This is a genomic window from Nostoc sp. MG11, from assembly GCF_014904695.1.
GTDB lineage: Bacteria > Cyanobacteriota > Cyanobacteriia > Cyanobacteriales > Nostocaceae > Komarekiella.
In genome coordinates, this window is sequence record NZ_JACXXN010000003.1 from 66,267 (window position 1) to 83,728 (window position 17,462).

17 protein-coding genes are annotated in these 17,462 nt (G+C 42.9%); 3 read left to right on the forward strand and 14 right to left on the reverse strand.

Going from position 1 to position 17,462, the window contains the following annotated elements; all coding sequences use genetic code 11:
- Positions 1-7 precede the first annotated feature (7 nt).
- The 7 genes from HCR01_RS05595 to HCR01_RS05620 all read right to left on the reverse strand — a co-directional run bounded on the left by HCR01_RS05595 (position 8) and on the right by HCR01_RS05620 (position 6,649).
- Complete coding sequence (locus HCR01_RS05595) at positions 8-1,120, reverse strand: sensor histidine kinase (protein ID WP_193195281.1); 1,113 nt, start codon at positions 1,118-1,120, stop codon at positions 8-10.
- A 5-nt stretch (positions 1,121-1,125) separates the two neighbouring features.
- Positions 1,126-1,836 (reverse strand): response regulator transcription factor, encoded by a 711-nt coding sequence (locus HCR01_RS05600; RefSeq protein WP_193195282.1) that lies wholly within the window; start codon positions 1,834-1,836, stop codon positions 1,126-1,128.
- A gap of 119 nt (positions 1,837-1,955) precedes the next feature.
- Positions 1,956-2,651, reverse strand: coding sequence for an NYN domain-containing protein (locus HCR01_RS05605; RefSeq protein ID WP_193195283.1), 696 nt, complete (start codon positions 2,649-2,651; stop codon positions 1,956-1,958).
- Between the two features lie 685 nt (positions 2,652-3,336).
- Positions 3,337-3,465: a hypothetical protein gene (locus tag HCR01_RS39870; protein WP_264299884.1), complete on the reverse strand. Its 129-nt coding sequence runs from the start codon at positions 3,463-3,465 to the stop codon at positions 3,337-3,339.
- Positions 3,466-3,960, reverse strand: a complete 495-nt coding sequence (locus HCR01_RS05610; protein WP_193195284.1) for a hypothetical protein — start codon at positions 3,958-3,960, stop codon at positions 3,466-3,468. It abuts the gene before it with no gap.
- A 119-nt stretch (positions 3,961-4,079) separates the two neighbouring features.
- Positions 4,080-6,251, reverse strand: coding sequence for a pentapeptide repeat-containing protein (locus HCR01_RS05615; RefSeq protein ID WP_193195285.1), 2,172 nt, complete (start codon positions 6,249-6,251; stop codon positions 4,080-4,082).
- Positions 6,252-6,310: 59 nt separating this feature from the next.
- A complete protein-coding gene (locus HCR01_RS05620; RefSeq protein WP_193195286.1) occupies positions 6,311-6,649 on the reverse strand; it encodes a hypothetical protein in 339 nt (112 codons plus the stop codon).
- A 408-nt stretch (positions 6,650-7,057) separates the two neighbouring features.
- Here HCR01_RS05620 and HCR01_RS05625 point away from each other — a divergent pair, with 408 nt between their 5' ends.
- Positions 7,058-7,489 (forward strand): hypothetical protein, encoded by a 432-nt coding sequence (locus HCR01_RS05625; RefSeq protein WP_193195287.1) that lies wholly within the window; start codon positions 7,058-7,060, stop codon positions 7,487-7,489.
- 28 nt (positions 7,490-7,517) lie between these two features.
- Here the strand turns inward: HCR01_RS05625 and HCR01_RS05630 are convergent, their stop codons facing one another.
- The 6 genes from HCR01_RS05630 to petB form a co-directional block, all read right to left on the reverse strand.
- Complete coding sequence (locus HCR01_RS05630) at positions 7,518-7,889, reverse strand: hypothetical protein (protein WP_193195288.1); 372 nt, start codon at positions 7,887-7,889, stop codon at positions 7,518-7,520.
- 58 nt (positions 7,890-7,947) lie between these two features.
- Positions 7,948-9,135 (reverse strand): glycosyltransferase, encoded by a 1,188-nt coding sequence (locus HCR01_RS05635; RefSeq protein ID WP_193195289.1) that lies wholly within the window; start codon positions 9,133-9,135, stop codon positions 7,948-7,950.
- Positions 9,136-9,224: 89 nt separating this feature from the next.
- Entirely contained in the window at positions 9,225-10,223 is a 999-nt protein-coding gene (locus tag HCR01_RS05640; RefSeq protein WP_193195290.1) for a GDP-mannose 4,6-dehydratase, read from the reverse strand.
- Positions 10,224-10,650: 427 nt separating this feature from the next.
- Positions 10,651-11,091 (reverse strand): ATP-binding protein, encoded by a 441-nt coding sequence (locus tag HCR01_RS05645; RefSeq protein WP_162397443.1) that lies wholly within the window; start codon positions 11,089-11,091, stop codon positions 10,651-10,653.
- Positions 11,092-11,300: 209 nt separating this feature from the next.
- A complete protein-coding gene (petD, locus tag HCR01_RS05650; protein ID WP_162397444.1) occupies positions 11,301-11,783 on the reverse strand; it encodes a cytochrome b6-f complex subunit IV in 483 nt (160 codons plus the stop codon).
- Between the two features lie 217 nt (positions 11,784-12,000).
- Entirely contained in the window at positions 12,001-12,648 is a 648-nt protein-coding gene (petB, locus tag HCR01_RS05655) for a cytochrome b6 (protein ID WP_162397445.1), read from the reverse strand.
- A 542-nt stretch (positions 12,649-13,190) separates the two neighbouring features.
- Here petB and ctpA point away from each other — a divergent pair.
- Positions 13,191-14,435: a carboxyl-terminal processing protease CtpA gene (gene ctpA, locus HCR01_RS05660; protein WP_193195291.1), complete on the forward strand. Its 1,245-nt coding sequence runs from the start codon at positions 13,191-13,193 to the stop codon at positions 14,433-14,435.
- A gap of 215 nt (positions 14,436-14,650) precedes the next feature.
- Here the strand turns inward: ctpA and HCR01_RS05665 are convergent, their stop codons facing one another.
- Positions 14,651-15,382 (reverse strand): MBL fold metallo-hydrolase, encoded by a 732-nt coding sequence (locus HCR01_RS05665; RefSeq protein WP_193195292.1) that lies wholly within the window; start codon positions 15,380-15,382, stop codon positions 14,651-14,653.
- A 193-nt stretch (positions 15,383-15,575) separates the two neighbouring features.
- Here HCR01_RS05665 and HCR01_RS05670 point away from each other — a divergent pair, with 193 nt between their 5' ends.
- Positions 15,576-17,057: a site-2 protease family protein gene (locus tag HCR01_RS05670; protein WP_193195293.1), complete on the forward strand. Its 1,482-nt coding sequence runs from the start codon at positions 15,576-15,578 to the stop codon at positions 17,055-17,057.
- Positions 17,058-17,462: the final 405 nt, after the last annotated feature.

Below are 17,462 nucleotides of genomic sequence, written 5' to 3' on the forward strand. Positions count from 1 at the left end.
GTTAAACTCAAGCTAAAGGCAGAAAAAACTGAAATGTACTGCCAGTTCCCAACTTGCTTTCTACGTGAATTTGACCGCCTTGCAGTTCAATCAAGCGGCGGGAGATAGTTAAACCAATGCCGGTTCCTCCAGAATGGCGATCGCGCGATCGGTCAGCTCGCCAGAAGCGCTCAAATACATGCGGTAAATTCTCTGGAGCAATACCAATACCTGTATCCATAACCGCAATCCAGAGTTTAAATGCTTCTGTCCAAGTGCGAATAGTAATAGAACCCTTAGTAGTGTAACGCACTGCATTACCAAGCAGATTCACTAATACCTGTTCTGTGCGGTCAACATCTGCCAACACAGGAGGCAGCACAGATGGACATTCCAAACGCATAACTGGTCCATCTTCTAATAGCTGGTCGCTAAATTTCTCCACTAATGACTCTAACAAAGGACGCAGATTTACTCGCTGTATATTAATTGGCAAATAGCCAGCTTCAGCCTTAGAAAGTTCTTGTAAATCGTTTACCAAACGTTCTAAGCGCTTAGTTTCTTTTGCTAAGCGCCGATAAATCTCAGGAGACGTTTCAATCTCCCCATCAGCCAGTTCTTCTAAGTAACCACGCACTACTGTAAGCGGTGTCCGTAGTTCATGGGTCATATCTCCAATCAGTTCCCGCCGCCGCGCTTCCACCCCTTCTAAACTGGCTGCCATCCGATTAAAACTAGCACCTAGTCTATTGAGTTCTGGAATGTCGGATAGAGGTAATCTTGCATCCATCTGACCAGCAGCAAATTTCTGGGTGATTTGTTCCATCTCGGTTAATCGCTGCATAATTCGTCTGGATACCCAGTAGCTCAATCCTCCGGCTGCGGTAGTACCAGCTAAAACTGACCAAATAGTGCTTCGTCGCCAAGCAAGTTCAAATCCTGTAACCAATTCAGTACGGACAGCAATTAAGTTAAATCCCCGATTTTCTAGTCGTTGCAAATGCAGGACAAACAAGCGGGGGGAAGAAACTTTGCTAATAATCACCAGACTAGCTACCCCCACCATCATCACTACTAAGTGGGAGAAAAATAGGCGCGATGCTAAAGGTAAGGACTTCGTCCAACGCAGGCCCATCTTCATGACGCTCACACTACTAGGGAATCTTCAAACTTATAGCCCACACCAACAATAGTTTTAATAAAAGTAGGATTTGCAGGGTCAGGCTCAATCTTTTTTCGCAATCGGGCTACATGAGTATCAACCACACGCTCATCACCAAAAAAGTTATCCCCCCAAAGTTTGTCAATTAATTGGGTGCGGTTCCAAACTCGACCGGGATTGCTGACAAAAGTGCTTAGCAAGTTAAATTCTAGGGTAGTTAATTCCAGAATTTCTGGTTGCTGAGAATCCATTTGGCGACTGGCAGTATGCTGGTCTACATCTACTATAAAGTGTTGGGTACGATTGACCTGATATTGTCCTCCTTGGCGGAGGCTACGCCGCAATAGGGCCCGCACCCTAGCTACCAACTCTCTGGGACTAAAGGGCTTGACCATGTAATCATCAGCACCAGTAGACAAGCCAATAACGCGATCAATTTCTTCACCCTTAGCCGTGAGCATCAAAATGTAAGGATCTTTTGCACCTGGTTTTTGGCGAATTCTGGCACAAACTTCCAACCCATCCAAACCAGGAATCATTAAATCGAGGATGATTAAATCAGGTTGTTGCTCCTGAAACATCTGCAAGGCATTCATGCCATCGCAGCTAATGCGACAGAAAAATCCTTCTTTTTCTAAAGAAAGTTGGATTAAATGAGCAATTTCTGGTTCGTCTTCAACTATTAAAATATCCATCTCATTTAGAGTTGAGCAAAATACACAGAATAATTTCTTGGTTTACGATTTTACTCCAAAAACTTATTAAGGCTTTTGCAATAATTTAGTGTAGACTGCGATGGATTTTAGACTTAAATTTAAAGGTTTGAATTTGATGGTGCTCGATAACTATAGCCTAGATTAGTATCTTTTTGAATATGCTTTTTAATACTATCGAGGTCAATAAAGCAATCAGCAACATCAATCAAACTGTCGCTAGTCATTGTTCGTAGACTAACTACTTCTACTCGATCGCCCATTCTGCTGACAGCGTTTACAGCGTAGGCTAGATCTCCATCTCCACTAACTAAAACCGCAGTATCGTAGTAGGGAGCTAAATTGATCATATCTACAGCAATTTCAATGTTTAAATTTGGTTTTTTTAAATTATCTGCTAGCAAAACTATATCTTTGGTAACTACACGATAGCCATGACGCCGCATCCACAATAGAAAACCTTGCTGCTTTTCATTGGTGAAATCAACGCCAATATAGAAAAAAGCCCGCAACAGTCGTGAACTATTAGTTAAACGACAAAGCAATTTAAGATAATCAATTTCAATGCCGAGTTGTAAAGCTGTATGAAGTAAGTTTAAACCATCAATAAAAATAGCAACTCGACCGCGATTTAAACCATTGAAAATAGAACTATCAGTTGTAGTATCTAGCATCTTGGGATCTCGACCTTTGACAGCAGTATCAATTATGGGTTGCCCTGGCCAATGTGGTTTATCTCTGAGCACTTTATATTCATTAAATTCATTTGTTTGTTTGTTAGAATTAGTAATAGTCATTTATACCTCTGGATTTTAAAGTTAGAAAAAATTTTGGTTAAATTTGCGATAGATGGTTTATGATTTGTAACCTATCAGGAAACTAACGTAAGTTACTAAATGCAAATAAACTTAACTAGTTTATACTGCATAGAATCTAAAGTAAACAGCCCAAAGATTTTTACTAGACATAAGATATGAGGGCTGGTTTCTTTGTCTATAGATATGCTAGTATCTTGCCCTCCTGACTACAACGCGCTTGGAAAATAGGGGATTGCTATAAGGGTAGGGCTTGAATGAGCGATCGCTATCTATATATTTTTATTTTACCTCTGTATTTCAAAAACCCTACAGCTAAAGATTTTCTGCATATTTAGGTAAGATATTTACCACATAATCAGGCACTCAAGTATTCATATATAAAAAAATTCTGTAATTTTATCAATATGCAGCTTGTGGTTTAGTCAAAACATTTAAAAGGAATACTTTTTATACTACTCATCATTACTCTTAATCCTCACAATAAAAGGATGAGCAAGCCTTATATAAACAATAAGAAATCTTTAACCCAGCGTACGAAGTTCATCGCTAGATAAAACTATCAAAATATGCATTGCGGCTAGACAAAGACTGGCTCAAGTAAAATCTGAGTTTATTGATTCCAACACTCTCCAGTTATTGATAGTAGCTGTGGAATTTACTCACGTTAACTTGTAAACTCCCCTCGGATTTGCAGCCAAGGGGAGCGATCGCTAATATAAACAATATGAAATATATGCGGAAATTGGTACTCAGCCTTACCTGTGAAAAATTCGTGAGCTTTGCTAATTGTCAATTAAAATCTCAAGCCAACACCACCCTGTACGGAAACAGCTGCACCACCGCTGTCACGATAAGCATCAAAAGCAATGATAGCGTTGCCAAAAATCACAGTATTACTATTTGGGACAACGTAATCAACTCCCGGCTGTAAGGCAAAACTAATTTTGTCGCCCACAGGAGAAGAGTTACCACCACCAGCCAACACCAACCCAGCTCCTAAGTAGGCATCTGTATGCCAGTTAAGAGGGAGGTCATAAGAAACCGTTGGTACAATTGCTGTATTTTGTCCTATTAAAGCTTGGGCGCGGAAAGAAATTGGTGCTTCCAGCAGCTTGTAGCGGGCTGCTACAACTCCGCCCAATTGGATACCGTCAGTAATACCAACAGTCGGCCCTATACCAACATAACTCCCGTATGCTACTTGAGCCTGTGCTGCTTGATTGCTAATAGCCAGATTCAACATCAAGCTAGCTCCCACAACTGAAACCCAACAAGGAAAATATTTCATTACCCTACTCCTCACACCATTTTTGATTTTTTCATTTGTCAAGGGTCAAAGGTCAAGAGTCAGTAATTTATTCCCCTTGTGCTCCCCTGCTCCCCTACTCCCCTACTCCCCACCTCATTTTATGGGCAACGGGGATGAATGCCTCCTTGAGTACAAATGTAAGCCAGTTGCTTGGCATCTAAATTTTTGGCTTGACTAAAATCAACTCCTTGTACTACAGCAGACTGTGAGCCGGTATCTGGAGTTTGTACAAATTGATCCGCTGGATCTTGTTTGCTAGGAGCGAGAATTGTCCCCTGAAAATCTGCTCCTGCTACATTTGCTCCTTGTAAATCTACAAGACTCAGGTCAGCATTCCGCAAGTTGGCGTTTTCCATATAGGCAGAGCGCAAGACAGCACCAGTTAGACGAGTAGCGCTTAAGTTGGCATTGCTCAGATTAGCATGATCCAAATAGGCTCCTGATAAATCTGCTCCTTGCCAGTCGGTTTTGGTTAAGTTGGCGTGAGATAATATTGTTCCTATTGCAATCACACGACCTAAACGAGCTGCGTACAAATTGGCTTCGTTCAATTTGGCGTCACCTAAATCAGCCCCAGTCAAGCTAGCATTTTCTAAGACTGCGCGATGCATATCGGCTCCCACTAGCTGAGTACTACTGAGGTTCGCATCAACTAGACGCGCATCAGATAAGTTTGCTCTATTGAGAGTGGCGCGGCTTAAATCGCTACCATTCATCAAGACGCGGCTAAGATTAGCATCAGTCAGATTAGCTTGCTTCAACTGAGCTTGGCTCAAATTGGCGATCGTATCGTCGTAGGTATCCCAGCGTCCATCCTCACCCACGCCCCGAAAGCGACTACCCTTAAAACTGGCTTGGTTAAGATTTGTAGATTTGAACTTAATGCCAGATAAATCAACATTGTCTAATACTAAGTTGAAAAAGGAACTTCCTTCGGAGCCGCTGCGACCTAACTGGGTACGACTGAGATCGATACCATTAGTTTGACCACTGGAAACAGCGAGAATCTTGTTGATTGTTCCTTGGTTAATTTGTAACCGCTTTTGTCTCAATTCCTGCTCTTGGGAAGCGCTGTTACCTACAGATTCGATCTCGCCAGCTAGAAACTGATTCTTGGTTTTTAATTCAGGGATGGCTTTTAGACCGACAGTTACCAAAGCTTGTTGAGTTGTATCTAAAAGAGTGGGGTTAGTTTCGTTAACCAGAAGATCTACTAGAAATTGGATCGCCTGCGGGTCATTGAGACTACCCATAGCTAAAATTGCACTCCGGCGCTCCTCATTGGTAGCACCAGAGTTAGGATTTAACTGTTTGACGAGTGCGAGAAACTGTTGGCTATTAATTTGCTTAGTTGTCCGCTGGGTTTGCTGGGTTTGGATGTAGACTTGAGTACCTATTAAAGTGGCTAATACAGCAGTCATGCTCACTAACGCCACTCCAAACAAAATTAGATTGGGGTTTTGCTGTATCCGCCGCCACAAGGTAGGGGAAGTGTTACTAGACATCGCTATTGATGCAGTAGCTACTTGCTCATTTCCCTCTTGCCATTCATCGGTTTCATTGTCTCTGGCAGACTGACTCCGGCTTTTGCCATCCTCGTTTTTGGGTGGCAAAGGGCGAGTAGCATCGGTAACGTAAGTACCTGCAAGTTGATCGTGCAGTGCGCGACGTCCCCGGCGCAACGGCAAGCCCATCCCTTCTCCTAATACCATCAATACAGCCAAAAATGTGAATAGCCCTAAATTGGGAAAGGCAAAGCTATAGCGCCACAGAAAATAGGCGATGGATGTGGGTACAGCCCAACGACCAATTCCTTCTCTAATCACAACTGCTCCCAAACCAGGCGGCTTCCCTTGCTCATTGACAACCCGCACGCCCAACCTACGCTTGGGAATTGTACTACCAGTTTTACCTAGTAAATATAATTGCCACCAAGAGAGAGTTACAGGTGCGAATAGAGCTAATGTCCACAAGAAATTAGTTGGCCATGCTACGTTACGGATGCCATAACTGACAGGTAAAGCCAAAGGCCTAGCGATCGCTCTTTCCGTTACTACCAGCACGGGATTAAGTGGCACTCGGTTAAAATCGCTTCTAGAATTCGCATACACACCAATGCTAAAGGGAATCAATCCACTGGCAACTACTAGTGTGATTTCTGCTGCCCAAGCCGCAAAACGCCTAGTTGCTAACGGCAGCGAATTGGCTCTCGTCGGTTCTTTTGAGCGACTAGATTCATTACTACTTCTCCTCACAATTGGGGTCGCCATCGTATAATTTCCTTTGACTTTAATTTCTACGCCGCTACTAACGCAGTTAAATTAGACTATTACTTACGTTGAAAGTTACTAGATACAAAAAATTTGTATCCAACATACACCAACACTGCCAACAGTGCCAGACTAACAACAGATACAACCAGTTTGAATACTACTTGCAGCATCGCAAAGCCTATTAGCACTGCTACACCAGAAAATATCCACTTTTTTGTCCCAGATAAGCTGTTGAACCAGCTTTGAAATCGCTCTAGATAGAAGTTAAAGCTAGCACCAGACTGAGGGGTCTGTTTTTGTTCTTGTAGTTGGGGAACCACCTCAGATGGAGTATTAATCTCTGCCTCTAGCTTTTCGAGGCGATGCTGCAAGTCTTCTTCAGGTTGAGAATTCATAAATTTTTTCTACCTCAGCTAGGCCACTTATTCAACAACAGAGCAACCAAATCTCATTTTTGGCAGCTTTCTTAGTGATTTTAGCTAATGTTTATATGTACAAAACCTTTGTATGCAGAGAAAAATCATGCTTTTCTCTTGTTGCCTTCCAAGAGGTGATGTCACTTAAATTTACTAGTGATTAGTTATTTACACCAAGGTGGTCAGGGATTAGTAATTGGGATGAGACTTCTTATAGTCACCGAGTACAGCATCATTTTTGAATATTTAGTCATATAGCAATTAAGTTACAAAATAAAAAATTATACGACGCTTTTCGGAACAAACACCGTTAGCTGTCGTCTAAAAAAATAGACTATGTATAATACCACAATATTGCTCTAAAAACAGTCGGGAGCATTAATTAAAATGAAGACGCTTAGGCTATTTAAGTTTGTTCCCGCAGCTTTAACTATGAGTTTGGTTCTCACCAAGGCTGGTTTCGCACAGACACCACAGATCCAAATTAATCAAAATTTACAGCCAGATCCACTGATTTTGAACGGACAATCTGGAGGTTCTGTCAAAAGTAATTGTGGCAATATAACTGCTGCACCTAATCAAGTTATCCAGGTTACAGAGTCACTGCCTTACTTGCGATTAACAGTTGAAAGTAAGGGACAGCCAACACTGTTAATTGATGGCCCTGGGGGACGCTTTTGCGTATTGGCGGATAGTTACTCTGGAGGTAAACTAGAACTTTCCGGTTACTGGCAGCCAGGAAAATATTTGCTATTTGTGGGCGATTTATCACAACAACAACATAGCTATACCCTATCTATTTCGCAACAAAAGAAATAGTCATTTGTCCTTTGTTAATGACTAATGGCTAATCTTCTAGTGATTTTGCTGGTACTTCGACTGCTGTGACATCAATTGTACCTTCTGGTGTGAAGCGCCGAAAATGACCATTTTGTAATAACAGAGGCTCTCCACAGTTAGGACACTGTAATTGACTGTTATTTAAACCTGTAAATTCATATCCACAGACGGGACACTGGTCAGCAACTAAGTTGCGTTGTAGCCACCAGCGAAACCCAAAGAAGGCAACAATGGGTGCTAATAACAGCAACCCAAAAATAATTAGCAAGGAGTTAACCAACCAACCCAAGCCCAATGATGCCAGCAACCAAACAACTGCTAGTAGGGTGAGCCAAGGGCGGAGATTCAAAAGATTCAATTGAAATGTCTTAAAGCTCATTTTTTAAATGTCGTCCTGCTCTCCTTCTAGGATAGCGAGTTTAGTCATTGGTCATTGGTCATTTGTCATTATGACTTAGGAATGAGGATAGAAGCATCTGTTGCAACCGCTGTTGGAAAGCATCCATACCGAACAGAGCGATCGCCTGCTCTCGCAACCACTGACCATCACAACGCTGATTATTACCTTGCAGAATTTCTACACAAGCTGCTGCTACAGCATCTGGACTGCGGTGCGGTACTCGCCACCCTAGTTTACCATCCTGCAAGGGGTCAGCTGAACCATCGTCATCACCTGATAACACCGGAACCTGACAAGCCATCGCCTCTAGATAGACAATGCCAAAGCCTTCTTGAGAAGGCATAATGTAGGCATCAGCAAGGCGGTAATGTTCAATTAATTGCTCTGTGGGAACAAAGCCTGCAAAAACAATGCGATCGCTCACACCTAAATCTATTGCTAGCTGGGCTAATCGCGGTTGGTCATCGCCACGACCAATTACCAAGTATTTTACTTCTGGAAAAATCTGAGCAATTTTTGGTAGAGCTCGAATTGTGACATCTACACCTTTGTAAATATCCCCTGACCACAGCCGTGCCACAGTCATTAACACCTTGGCATCTGTTAGGCCATACTTCTCAACTAATTCTAGCTGCTTAGAACCAGGAGTAAATTTATCCCCATCAATGGCACAAGGTATCATCTGAATAATGTTGGGGTCTAAACCATTAGCAGCACAAGCGCGATCGCGACTGTAACGACTAATTGTCCAAATTTTAGATGCTGAGGATAAAGCGCGACGTTCTTGATTTTTGAGCGGTTCCCAAACTTCCTTGCCGTAAGTTAGGACGGTGTAGGGAATGCCCAAAGGCTGGCAAAGAGTTTGTACTAGTACTGCTAGGTTAATGTGTCCACAGAAAACGTGCTGGGGACGGTTTTGTAATAAACACTTGAGCAAAGCCGCTGCCATTTTCAGTCTCCCTATCTGGGGGGACTGATTTTGAAAGTAATGAAATTTTAAATTTTGGGACTCAAAAGGATTTGAGCAGTCAGGACGATCTCGCAGTAAAAAAACTTCTGCTTTGTTGGCTTGACTCAATCCCAAATATGAACGAAAAATATCCTTCACATAAGATTGAATGCCACCTTCACGAGCAAAAATTTCTAAGAATACGAAAATATGACTAGCTTGATTGTTAAACCTTTTACCTAAAATTAGGTTTTTTGCTACTTTATTGGTTATCATACTTGTCTATTTAAAATCGCGGTAAAAGTGCGATCGCTTGATGCGCCTTGCCCGGCTTTCTTTCAAGAAGCCTGCCCGTTTCGTTTCTTCTAGGGTGAACCCTTCGGGGCTATACAGGCGATCGCACCGCTTTGTAGAAGCTCTAAATCTGTTTTTACCATTTTCTCTAAAAGCTGCTCAAAGCTGACTTGGGGTTCCCAGTCAAGGTTTCTTTTGGCTTTACTGGGGTTGGCAACCAGTTGAAAATGTTCATCTGTCCGCAATAAATTTGTATTGATAATTACATGCTGCGTCCAGTCTAGTCCTACAGATTCAAAGGCTATGGCAACTAACTCTCTAACACTATGCAGCTTACCTGTACCAATCACGTATTCTTCTGGTTCATTCACCTGTAACATCCGCCACATCACTTCGACATAATCACCTGCAAAGCCCCAGTCACGTTTGGCATCCAAGTTACCCATTTCCAAGGTGTCGATTAAACCCAATTTAATTGATGCAGCTGCCAAAGAAACTTTGCGCGTAACAAACTGAGGTGGGCGTAGAGGAGATTCGTGATTATACAAAATTCCACTACAGGCAAATAGACCATAGCGCTGTCGGTGATGCACCATTGTCCAGTGAGCGTGCAATTTTGCCGCAGCATAAGGATTTTTAGGGCAAAAGGGGGTTTCTTCATCTTGAGGCGAAAGCAAAACATCCCCAAACATTTCTGAACTGCTGGCTTGATAAAATCGCGTAGACAAACCAACTTGTCGCACAGCTTCTAATAGCCTGGTAGCTGTACCAGTTATTAAATCCAGGGTTCCCAAGGGGTCGTTCCACGAATCGGGTACGAAACTGGGAGCCGCTAAATTATAAATTTCTTGAGGACGGAGTTGTTCAACTGCGGTTAACAGCGCTGTACTATCTCTCAAGTCAACAGTGTAAATTTCTACCTGATTTGCGAGAGTTCCTAGTTTTGTTAAATTAGGTTGTCGATGTGGGGATACCAATCCCACAACTCGATAACCCTCATTGAGGAGCAAACGGCTAAGATAGTAGCCATCTTGACCAGTAATTCCTGTAATTAGGGCTGTCTTAATCATCTTTTGTACCCTACATCTCTGTCTTTTTAAGCACTAGATAGCACGTGTTGGAGAACAAAAATCAGGCTACCAACACTGCTGACAAATCCTAGCAAAGGAGCTACTACAACTCGAATGCTGACTTTACTGTACTAACTATTTTTTTTTATACATACATATAGGAATAAATAATCAAAAGTACGACCAAGTAGTCAAAGAACGATATCAACACTAAAAGCAATATTACATAGGTGAGGGCTGGTTTTATGACCCGCCTAAAGGAGTCAATTATTACAATGCTTGAATGCTTGGGCAATTCACTATAGCCTTTTCTGGCTCGAGCAGATTGATTCTCAATCTGCTCCAGATTTTATTAGAACAATCAACTCTTATCGAATAAAAAAGTAAGCCCACACCAAAACGTTAAGCGATGGTGTGGGTAATTAGTTCACTGTTCTTCTACACAGTATTTGACGATGAGCAGACAATTCCTACCATCCGCACCACGTTCGTAGACGACACGATCTGCTAGGCGTCGTAAGAGAAACCATCCATACCCACCTACTTGCAGAGTACCTGGTGCAGGCTCAGCGATCGCATCAGGATTGAAAGGTTTTCCATGATCCCAAATTTTAATCTCTAGCCGATCAATCCATAGATAAACGTCAATTTCAATGGTTGTTTCCGGGGGTAAAGCATGATGAGCGTGACGAACAGCGTTGGTAAAGCCTTCTGCTAATGCCAAGTTGAGGCGATAAAGTTGGGTTTCTGACCAGCCAAGTTGAGACAAATGTTGCAGACAAAATTGCTCAAACCATTGTTGCACCTGGTTTAGGAGCTTGAGTTCGCTCTTCACCGTCAGATGGTCTTGCTCCACTATGCTAAGCATTGACCGTGACTTGAATTAAGTTAAGTGAGAATTGTTTGTGTTTGTTAGCTTTTAATGATTTTAGCTTTTGGAATAGCTTTTCCATCCAAAACTTAAAATCCAAGATGCAACCTAGACTATTAAAATTGACGCCTGTTGATTTTTCTCAAAAGCACATCTGCACATGCTCTTGAAACTCACAGGCGTCAAAGCACTTTGTGGTGACTAATTTAGAACAGTCCCAAGGTCAAAGATTTATCTAATGGGAGGGCTGCACCAATACCTAGCCACAGGGTAACAAGAGTACCAAAGAGAAACACCGTGGTCGCAACTGGACGACGGAAGGGGTTCTGGAACTTATTAACATTCTCAATAAACGGAATGAGGATCAGTCCCAGAGGTACGGACGCCATTGCTAACACTCCTAAGAGTTTATTAGGAAGCGATCGCAAAATCTGGAAGACCGGATATAAGTACCACTCTGGCAGAATTTCCAATGGGGTGGCGAAAGGATTTGCTGGTTCACCTGTCATAGCAGGATCTAGCACAGCTAGAGCCACGATCGCAGCAAAGGAACCCATGATCACTATTGGAAATACGTAAAGTAGGTCATTAGGCCAAGCTGGTTCACCGTAGTAGTTGTGACCCATACCTTGAGCGAGTTTAGCTCTTAACTTCGGATCGCTAAGGTCAGGTTTTTTCTGTGTTGCCATATTTAAATGTGCTCTCCTGCTTAAATTAAGTTAAAGCATTTGTGAAAGCTATTAGCTATTAGGCAAGCCGCCCCAGGGCTTTTACAGCTTTCAGTTTAAGATGCAAGTGTTCGTCTTTGTGTAACTTATCTGTCACTAAATTCTTATTTTTCATAAGTTTAGAACAAACAACTCCATCTTGGAACTGATATTTGTTGCCTTTCGCTGATAGCTGAGATTACAAAGGGCCGGAAATGCCTTGCTTGCGGATCATTAAGAAGTGAAACAGCATGAAGACTGCAATCAACCAAGGCAATACAAAGGTGTGTGCGCTGTAGTAGCGAGTTAAGGTTGCTTGACCAACACTTGAACCGCCGCGTAGCAGGTCAGAGATAAGAACGCCGACAACGGGAATTGCTTCTGGTACGCCGCTGACAATTTTCACAGCCCAGTATCCTACTTGATCCCAAGGCAGAGAATAGCCAGTGACGCCAAAGGAAACGGTGATTACAGCCAGGATAACACCACTTATCCAAGTCAATTCACGGGGCTTTTTGAAACCACCGGTTAGGTAAACTCGAAAGGTGTGCAAAATCATCATCAGCACCATCATGCTGGCAGACCAGCGGTGAATGGAGCGAATTAGCCAACCGAAGTTGACTTCATTCATGATGTACTCTACTGAGGAGTAAGCTTCGGCTACAGTTGGCTTGTAGTAGAATGTCATCGCAAATCCAGTTGCAAACTGGATCAAAAAGCAAGTTAGGGTAATTCCACCCAGGCAGTAAAAGATATTGACGTGGGGAGGGACATACTTGCTAGTAACGTCTTCAGCGATCGCCTCAATCTCTAAGCGTTCCTCGAACCAGTCATAAACGTTGGCCATACAATCTCAAGTTCCTAAAAAGCGGTTGCGGTTGATAAATTCCGAAGTTCTGAATCGGCGATCGTTCGCCTAGCCTCGACCATAGAAAAAATTTCGATGGTCGCAAGCCTCAGATTGAAAAGTCCAGATCGGACACTGAATTTCTGTTTGCCTCTATCCGACACTCAGAGTTCTCGCAAACCGACCATCTGGCTTTTCGCTCCGCTCAGACTTCTCTCCCAATTAGCAATTTTGGGATTTTAGCAAAGAGGAATCTGTTCGTTTGTTTGTCAGCTTTCAGAGCGGTCAAAGTTTTAAGGAACTTAACACTCTGTAAACACCGAATATATTGCTATCTCTTTGCAACCTAGCACCAAAAATGGTGGTAACAAAGTAGATTTTATCGTCTAGTGAGTGGGATCTACTTGCACCAGTTGAGGAAACAACTAGATGAGAGCAATGCACCACTTCTATAAAAAAAGTAACATAGTCGAGAGATAGATTTCATAAACAACAAGGTAACTGGGCAGTTCTAGGCAATTTGGGTTGAGGTGGAATTTAAAATGGGGTTCATGCACACAAAAGCTTTTCGGTTAGGATTTTCATTGTTAGTGACGGTTTGGTTGGCGCTGGGCACACTTATTCAACCAGCAGCGGCTTTGACGGGGGAACAAAAACTTGTTTCAGAAGTTTGGCGAATTGTCAATCGCACTTATCTAGATGAGACATTTAATCATCAAAACTGGGCAGCAGTCAGGCAAAAAGCTCTAGAGAAGCCGCTGCAAGACAATCAAGCCGCTTATGGAGCAATTCAGAAGATGCTCAAGAGTCTCAACGACCCGTTTACCCGCTTTTTAGACCCAGAGCAATACCGCAGTTTACAAGTAAATACTTCTGGAGAACTGACGGGGGTGGGGTTGCAAATTGCTTTGAATCCTGATACTGGTAAATTAGAAGTAGTAGCTCCTATAGAAGGTTCCCCAGCAGATAAAGCCGGGATTAGACCACGCGATCGCATCATCAAAATTGAGGGTACTTCCACTGAAAATTTGACTCTCGATGAAGCTGCGACCAGGATGCGCGGGCCAATTGGCAGTCTTGTGACTCTCTTAATCGAACGAGACGGAGAGGGAGAAACAGAAATTAGAGTTACGCGCGATCGCATTGCTCTTAACCCTGTAGTATCAGAATTACGTGTTTCCCCAGAAGGTACACCCATTGGCTACATTCGCCTAACTCAATTCAACGCCAACGCCTCAATGGAATTGGCGCACACTATTTCTAGTCTAGAAAAAAAAGGCGCTGCTGCCTACGTTTTGGATTTACGAAATAATCCTGGGGGGCTATTGCAATCAGGAATTGAAATTGCTCGCTTATGGTTAGACTCCGGGACTATAGTCTATACCGTTAATCGGCAAGGCATTCAAGGAAGTTTTGAAGCCTTTGGCCCACCGCTGACAGAAGATCCTCTAGTGCTTTTGGTGAATCAAGGAACTGCTAGCGCTAGTGAAATTCTGGCCGGCGCACTGCAAGATAATGGTCGTGCTCAACTAGTAGGCGAAACCACCTTTGGTAAAGGCCTAATCCAATCCTTATTTGAATTATCAGATGGTTCAGGCTTGGCAGTAACAATCGCTAAGTACGAAACCCCCAAGCACCGAGATATTAACAAACTAGGTATTAAGCCAGACAAAGTAGTTTCCCAAGAGCTGATTAACCGTGAAAAGATTGGCACTCAAGCAGATCTACAATATCAAGCGGCGGTGGAACTTTTGGTCAAAGACTCAGTAGTAGCGGGAAAGGCGTGATTGGGAATTGGGCATGGGGCATTGGGGAAAGGGAAAGGTAAAAATCATCCCTTTACCCTTTAACCCCTTCGGGTTAACGCTCTTACGTCGCTCTAAGTGTACCTCTACGGGGAAGCAAGCTACAAAGCAGCGTCTCGTAGAGAAAACCGCGCTGGCTCACCTTTTACCCCTCTTTCTTAATAGTTTCTAGTCCCTAATCCCCAATACTCAGTCCCTCACAGGATGGGTTGTGACTGAAGCAAAGCCTGTAAATCTAAGCAGGCAAGGCGCTGATAAGCTTGATCTATTACACGTTTGCCTCTAAGAAAACCCGTATTAGCACCGGGACAAATATACTGGAGAGTTTCTGGTGTAAAGCGCTCAAAGAGGAGCCGAAGACTTTTAATTTGTCGGGGCCAGTGAAAGGTTTTTGCCGATCGCAATGGTACTGGTTTGCCCTGCTGATTGGGGACTAAATGGCGTCCAGAAAACAGCATACCTCCCAGGTTACTGTAGTAAAGGCAAGATGATCCAGGAGTATGACCTGGTGTCCAAATCACTTGTATTGTTGAATTGAGAGTTAATTCTTGACTAAAGGTAGTTACGGTTAAGCCTGGTAATAAATAAGCCTCTTGCTCTTGGATGAGAATCTCGCTGTCAAAGGTTTGTTGGATTTGTGCTGTCTTGCCAATAGCACCTCGATGAGTGAGGAATAACCAACGTACGCCTCCATGCGATCGCAAAAAATCCTGATTTGTTTGTTCTAAAGCAGGGCAATCTATGAGGATATTGCCTTCATTTCTTACAATAAAGTAAGAGGTTCCCCCTAACGTGTCCCGATTTGGTGGAAAGGCAAAAATGCTCTCAGGCGCGAAGTTCTCATTAGAGAATGAACCTTGAGCTTCGTGAGAGAACACAGCCCGTGGTGGCTTAGCTGTATGACTTGGCTGTTGAGGTAAGGGGCACATGAGAAAAAAGCCGAAATTGAGGAGTTGTGGATAATCAGGTTAAAGTGTGGAAATTCTGAAGAATTGCAACTTGAGAGATAACTAGCACTATTAACCGTTGTTGAAAAGATCGGAGTTTGAAGTCTGCCTTGTAATTAGTACTGTGGTACTCATCATACAGGCATGATATTCTATCAAAATTACTGAAGATAACATGGCATTTTGGTTTCTCCTTTTACTGGGGCTGGCTACTTATTTAATGGTGCAGCGCAGCGTCGCTCATATCACCCGAACACCAGTGTGGTTATTATGGCTGGTGTTAATGACACCCGCATTTGTATTGAGCGGATGGACGCTGATGTATGGGGCCAAGCAACCACCGCCGCCATCGCTGCTCATTTGGCCGTCAGTTGTGTGCCTGCTGCTATACTGGCTGTTGTTTCAATGGGGACGTCAAGCACCAAGGGACACACAGACCCAAGCCCAAGCCCCGGAATCACAGTCGGCGACCCATCCCATAGCAGAAACAGCACCAGTGCGTCCCATTGAGCCAACAGAAGAAACCCAGCTGCGAAATTGTTTTTCCTGGTCTACATACTACGTCCAAAACATTGAGTATCGACCCCAAGCGGTAGTCTGCCGAGGTCAGTTACGAACTACACCAAATAATGCTTACCAGCAGATTAAGGCAAATGTTGAAGCACAATTTGGCGATCGCTTCTTGCTAATCTTTCAAGAAGGTTTGAATGGTAAACCCTTCTTTGTGCTGGTTCCTAACACTCAAGCTGCTAAAGAGGGAAATTTACAACGCAACCCAGAAAAGTTAACTCGACCAGGATTAGCACTTTTGCTGCTAGCAGCTACTTTGGTTACTACTACTTTGGTGGGAGCGAAAATTGCTGGTGTTGAGCCAACGACACTGGAATCTGACCCAACTGTCCTTTTGAAGGGATTGCCCTATGCTTTAGGACTAATGACTATTTTGGGCATTCACGAACTTGGTCACTATTTAACAGCAAGATTCTACAAAATTCGCTCGACGCTACCTTATTTTATCCCCATGCCTTTTTTCTTGGGAACTTTTGGCGCATTTATTCAGATGCGTAGTCCGATTCCCAACCGTAAAGCTTTATTTGACGTTAGCATTGCTGGGCCAATTGCAGGCTTTATTGCAAGTTTGCCATTACTAATATGGGGCTTGGCTAATTCAGAAATGGTTCCCCTCACTGAGAAAACAGGTCTGTTGAACTTTGATGCCCTCAATCCCAGATATTCAATTTTACTAGCGTTGCTCTCGAAGTTGGCTTTAGGTAGTCAATTAACGTCAAAATCAGCTATTGATTTACATCCCTTGGCAGTAGCGGGTTTTTTGGGTCTGATTGTTACAGCATTGAATTTAATGCCAGTAGGACAACTAGATGGGGGTCACATCGTTCATGCGATTTTTGGGCAACGAACCGCAATGGCAATTGGTCAAATTTCTCGTTTGTTGTTACTAGTACTTTCGTTAGTCCAAGATGAATTTCTGTTGTGGGCAATTATCTTATTATTCATACCGTTGATTGATGAACCTGCGCTGAATGATGTCACCGAATTGGATAACGGACGTGACATTTTAGGTTTACTGGCAATGGCTTTGTTAGTTTTGATTGTATTGCCGCTACCGCAGGCGATCGCTGGCTTGTTGCAAATTTAAATAGTGACATTAAAAGAATGGCTGGTGCATCTGGGACAGATATAGCGTTTCCTAATTTGCTGAGGTATAAATTTATCTAGCTTGAAAAGTTTTGCGCCGTAAAACCCGGACGCGCAGACTTCTCTGCGCCTCCAGAACTTTTCGTTGTCTTCATCTGTGGTGAATTATTTCTTCTCGTATCTAACTCAAGTGAAAACTACTATATATCAGTCATCTATAATGTTTAAGTTGTAAATTAATAATAACAATTAGCACAAAAAGCGCAGAAATGATATAACGAAGCTTCTGGGTGATTAAGTGTTAAATTCGATCTAAATTGACTGCTAAAGCCACTATGATTTCAATCAAGAATATCTGAACGCTTACTGATTTTAAACGTCATTAGTTCTAAAGGTAAATGGCAAA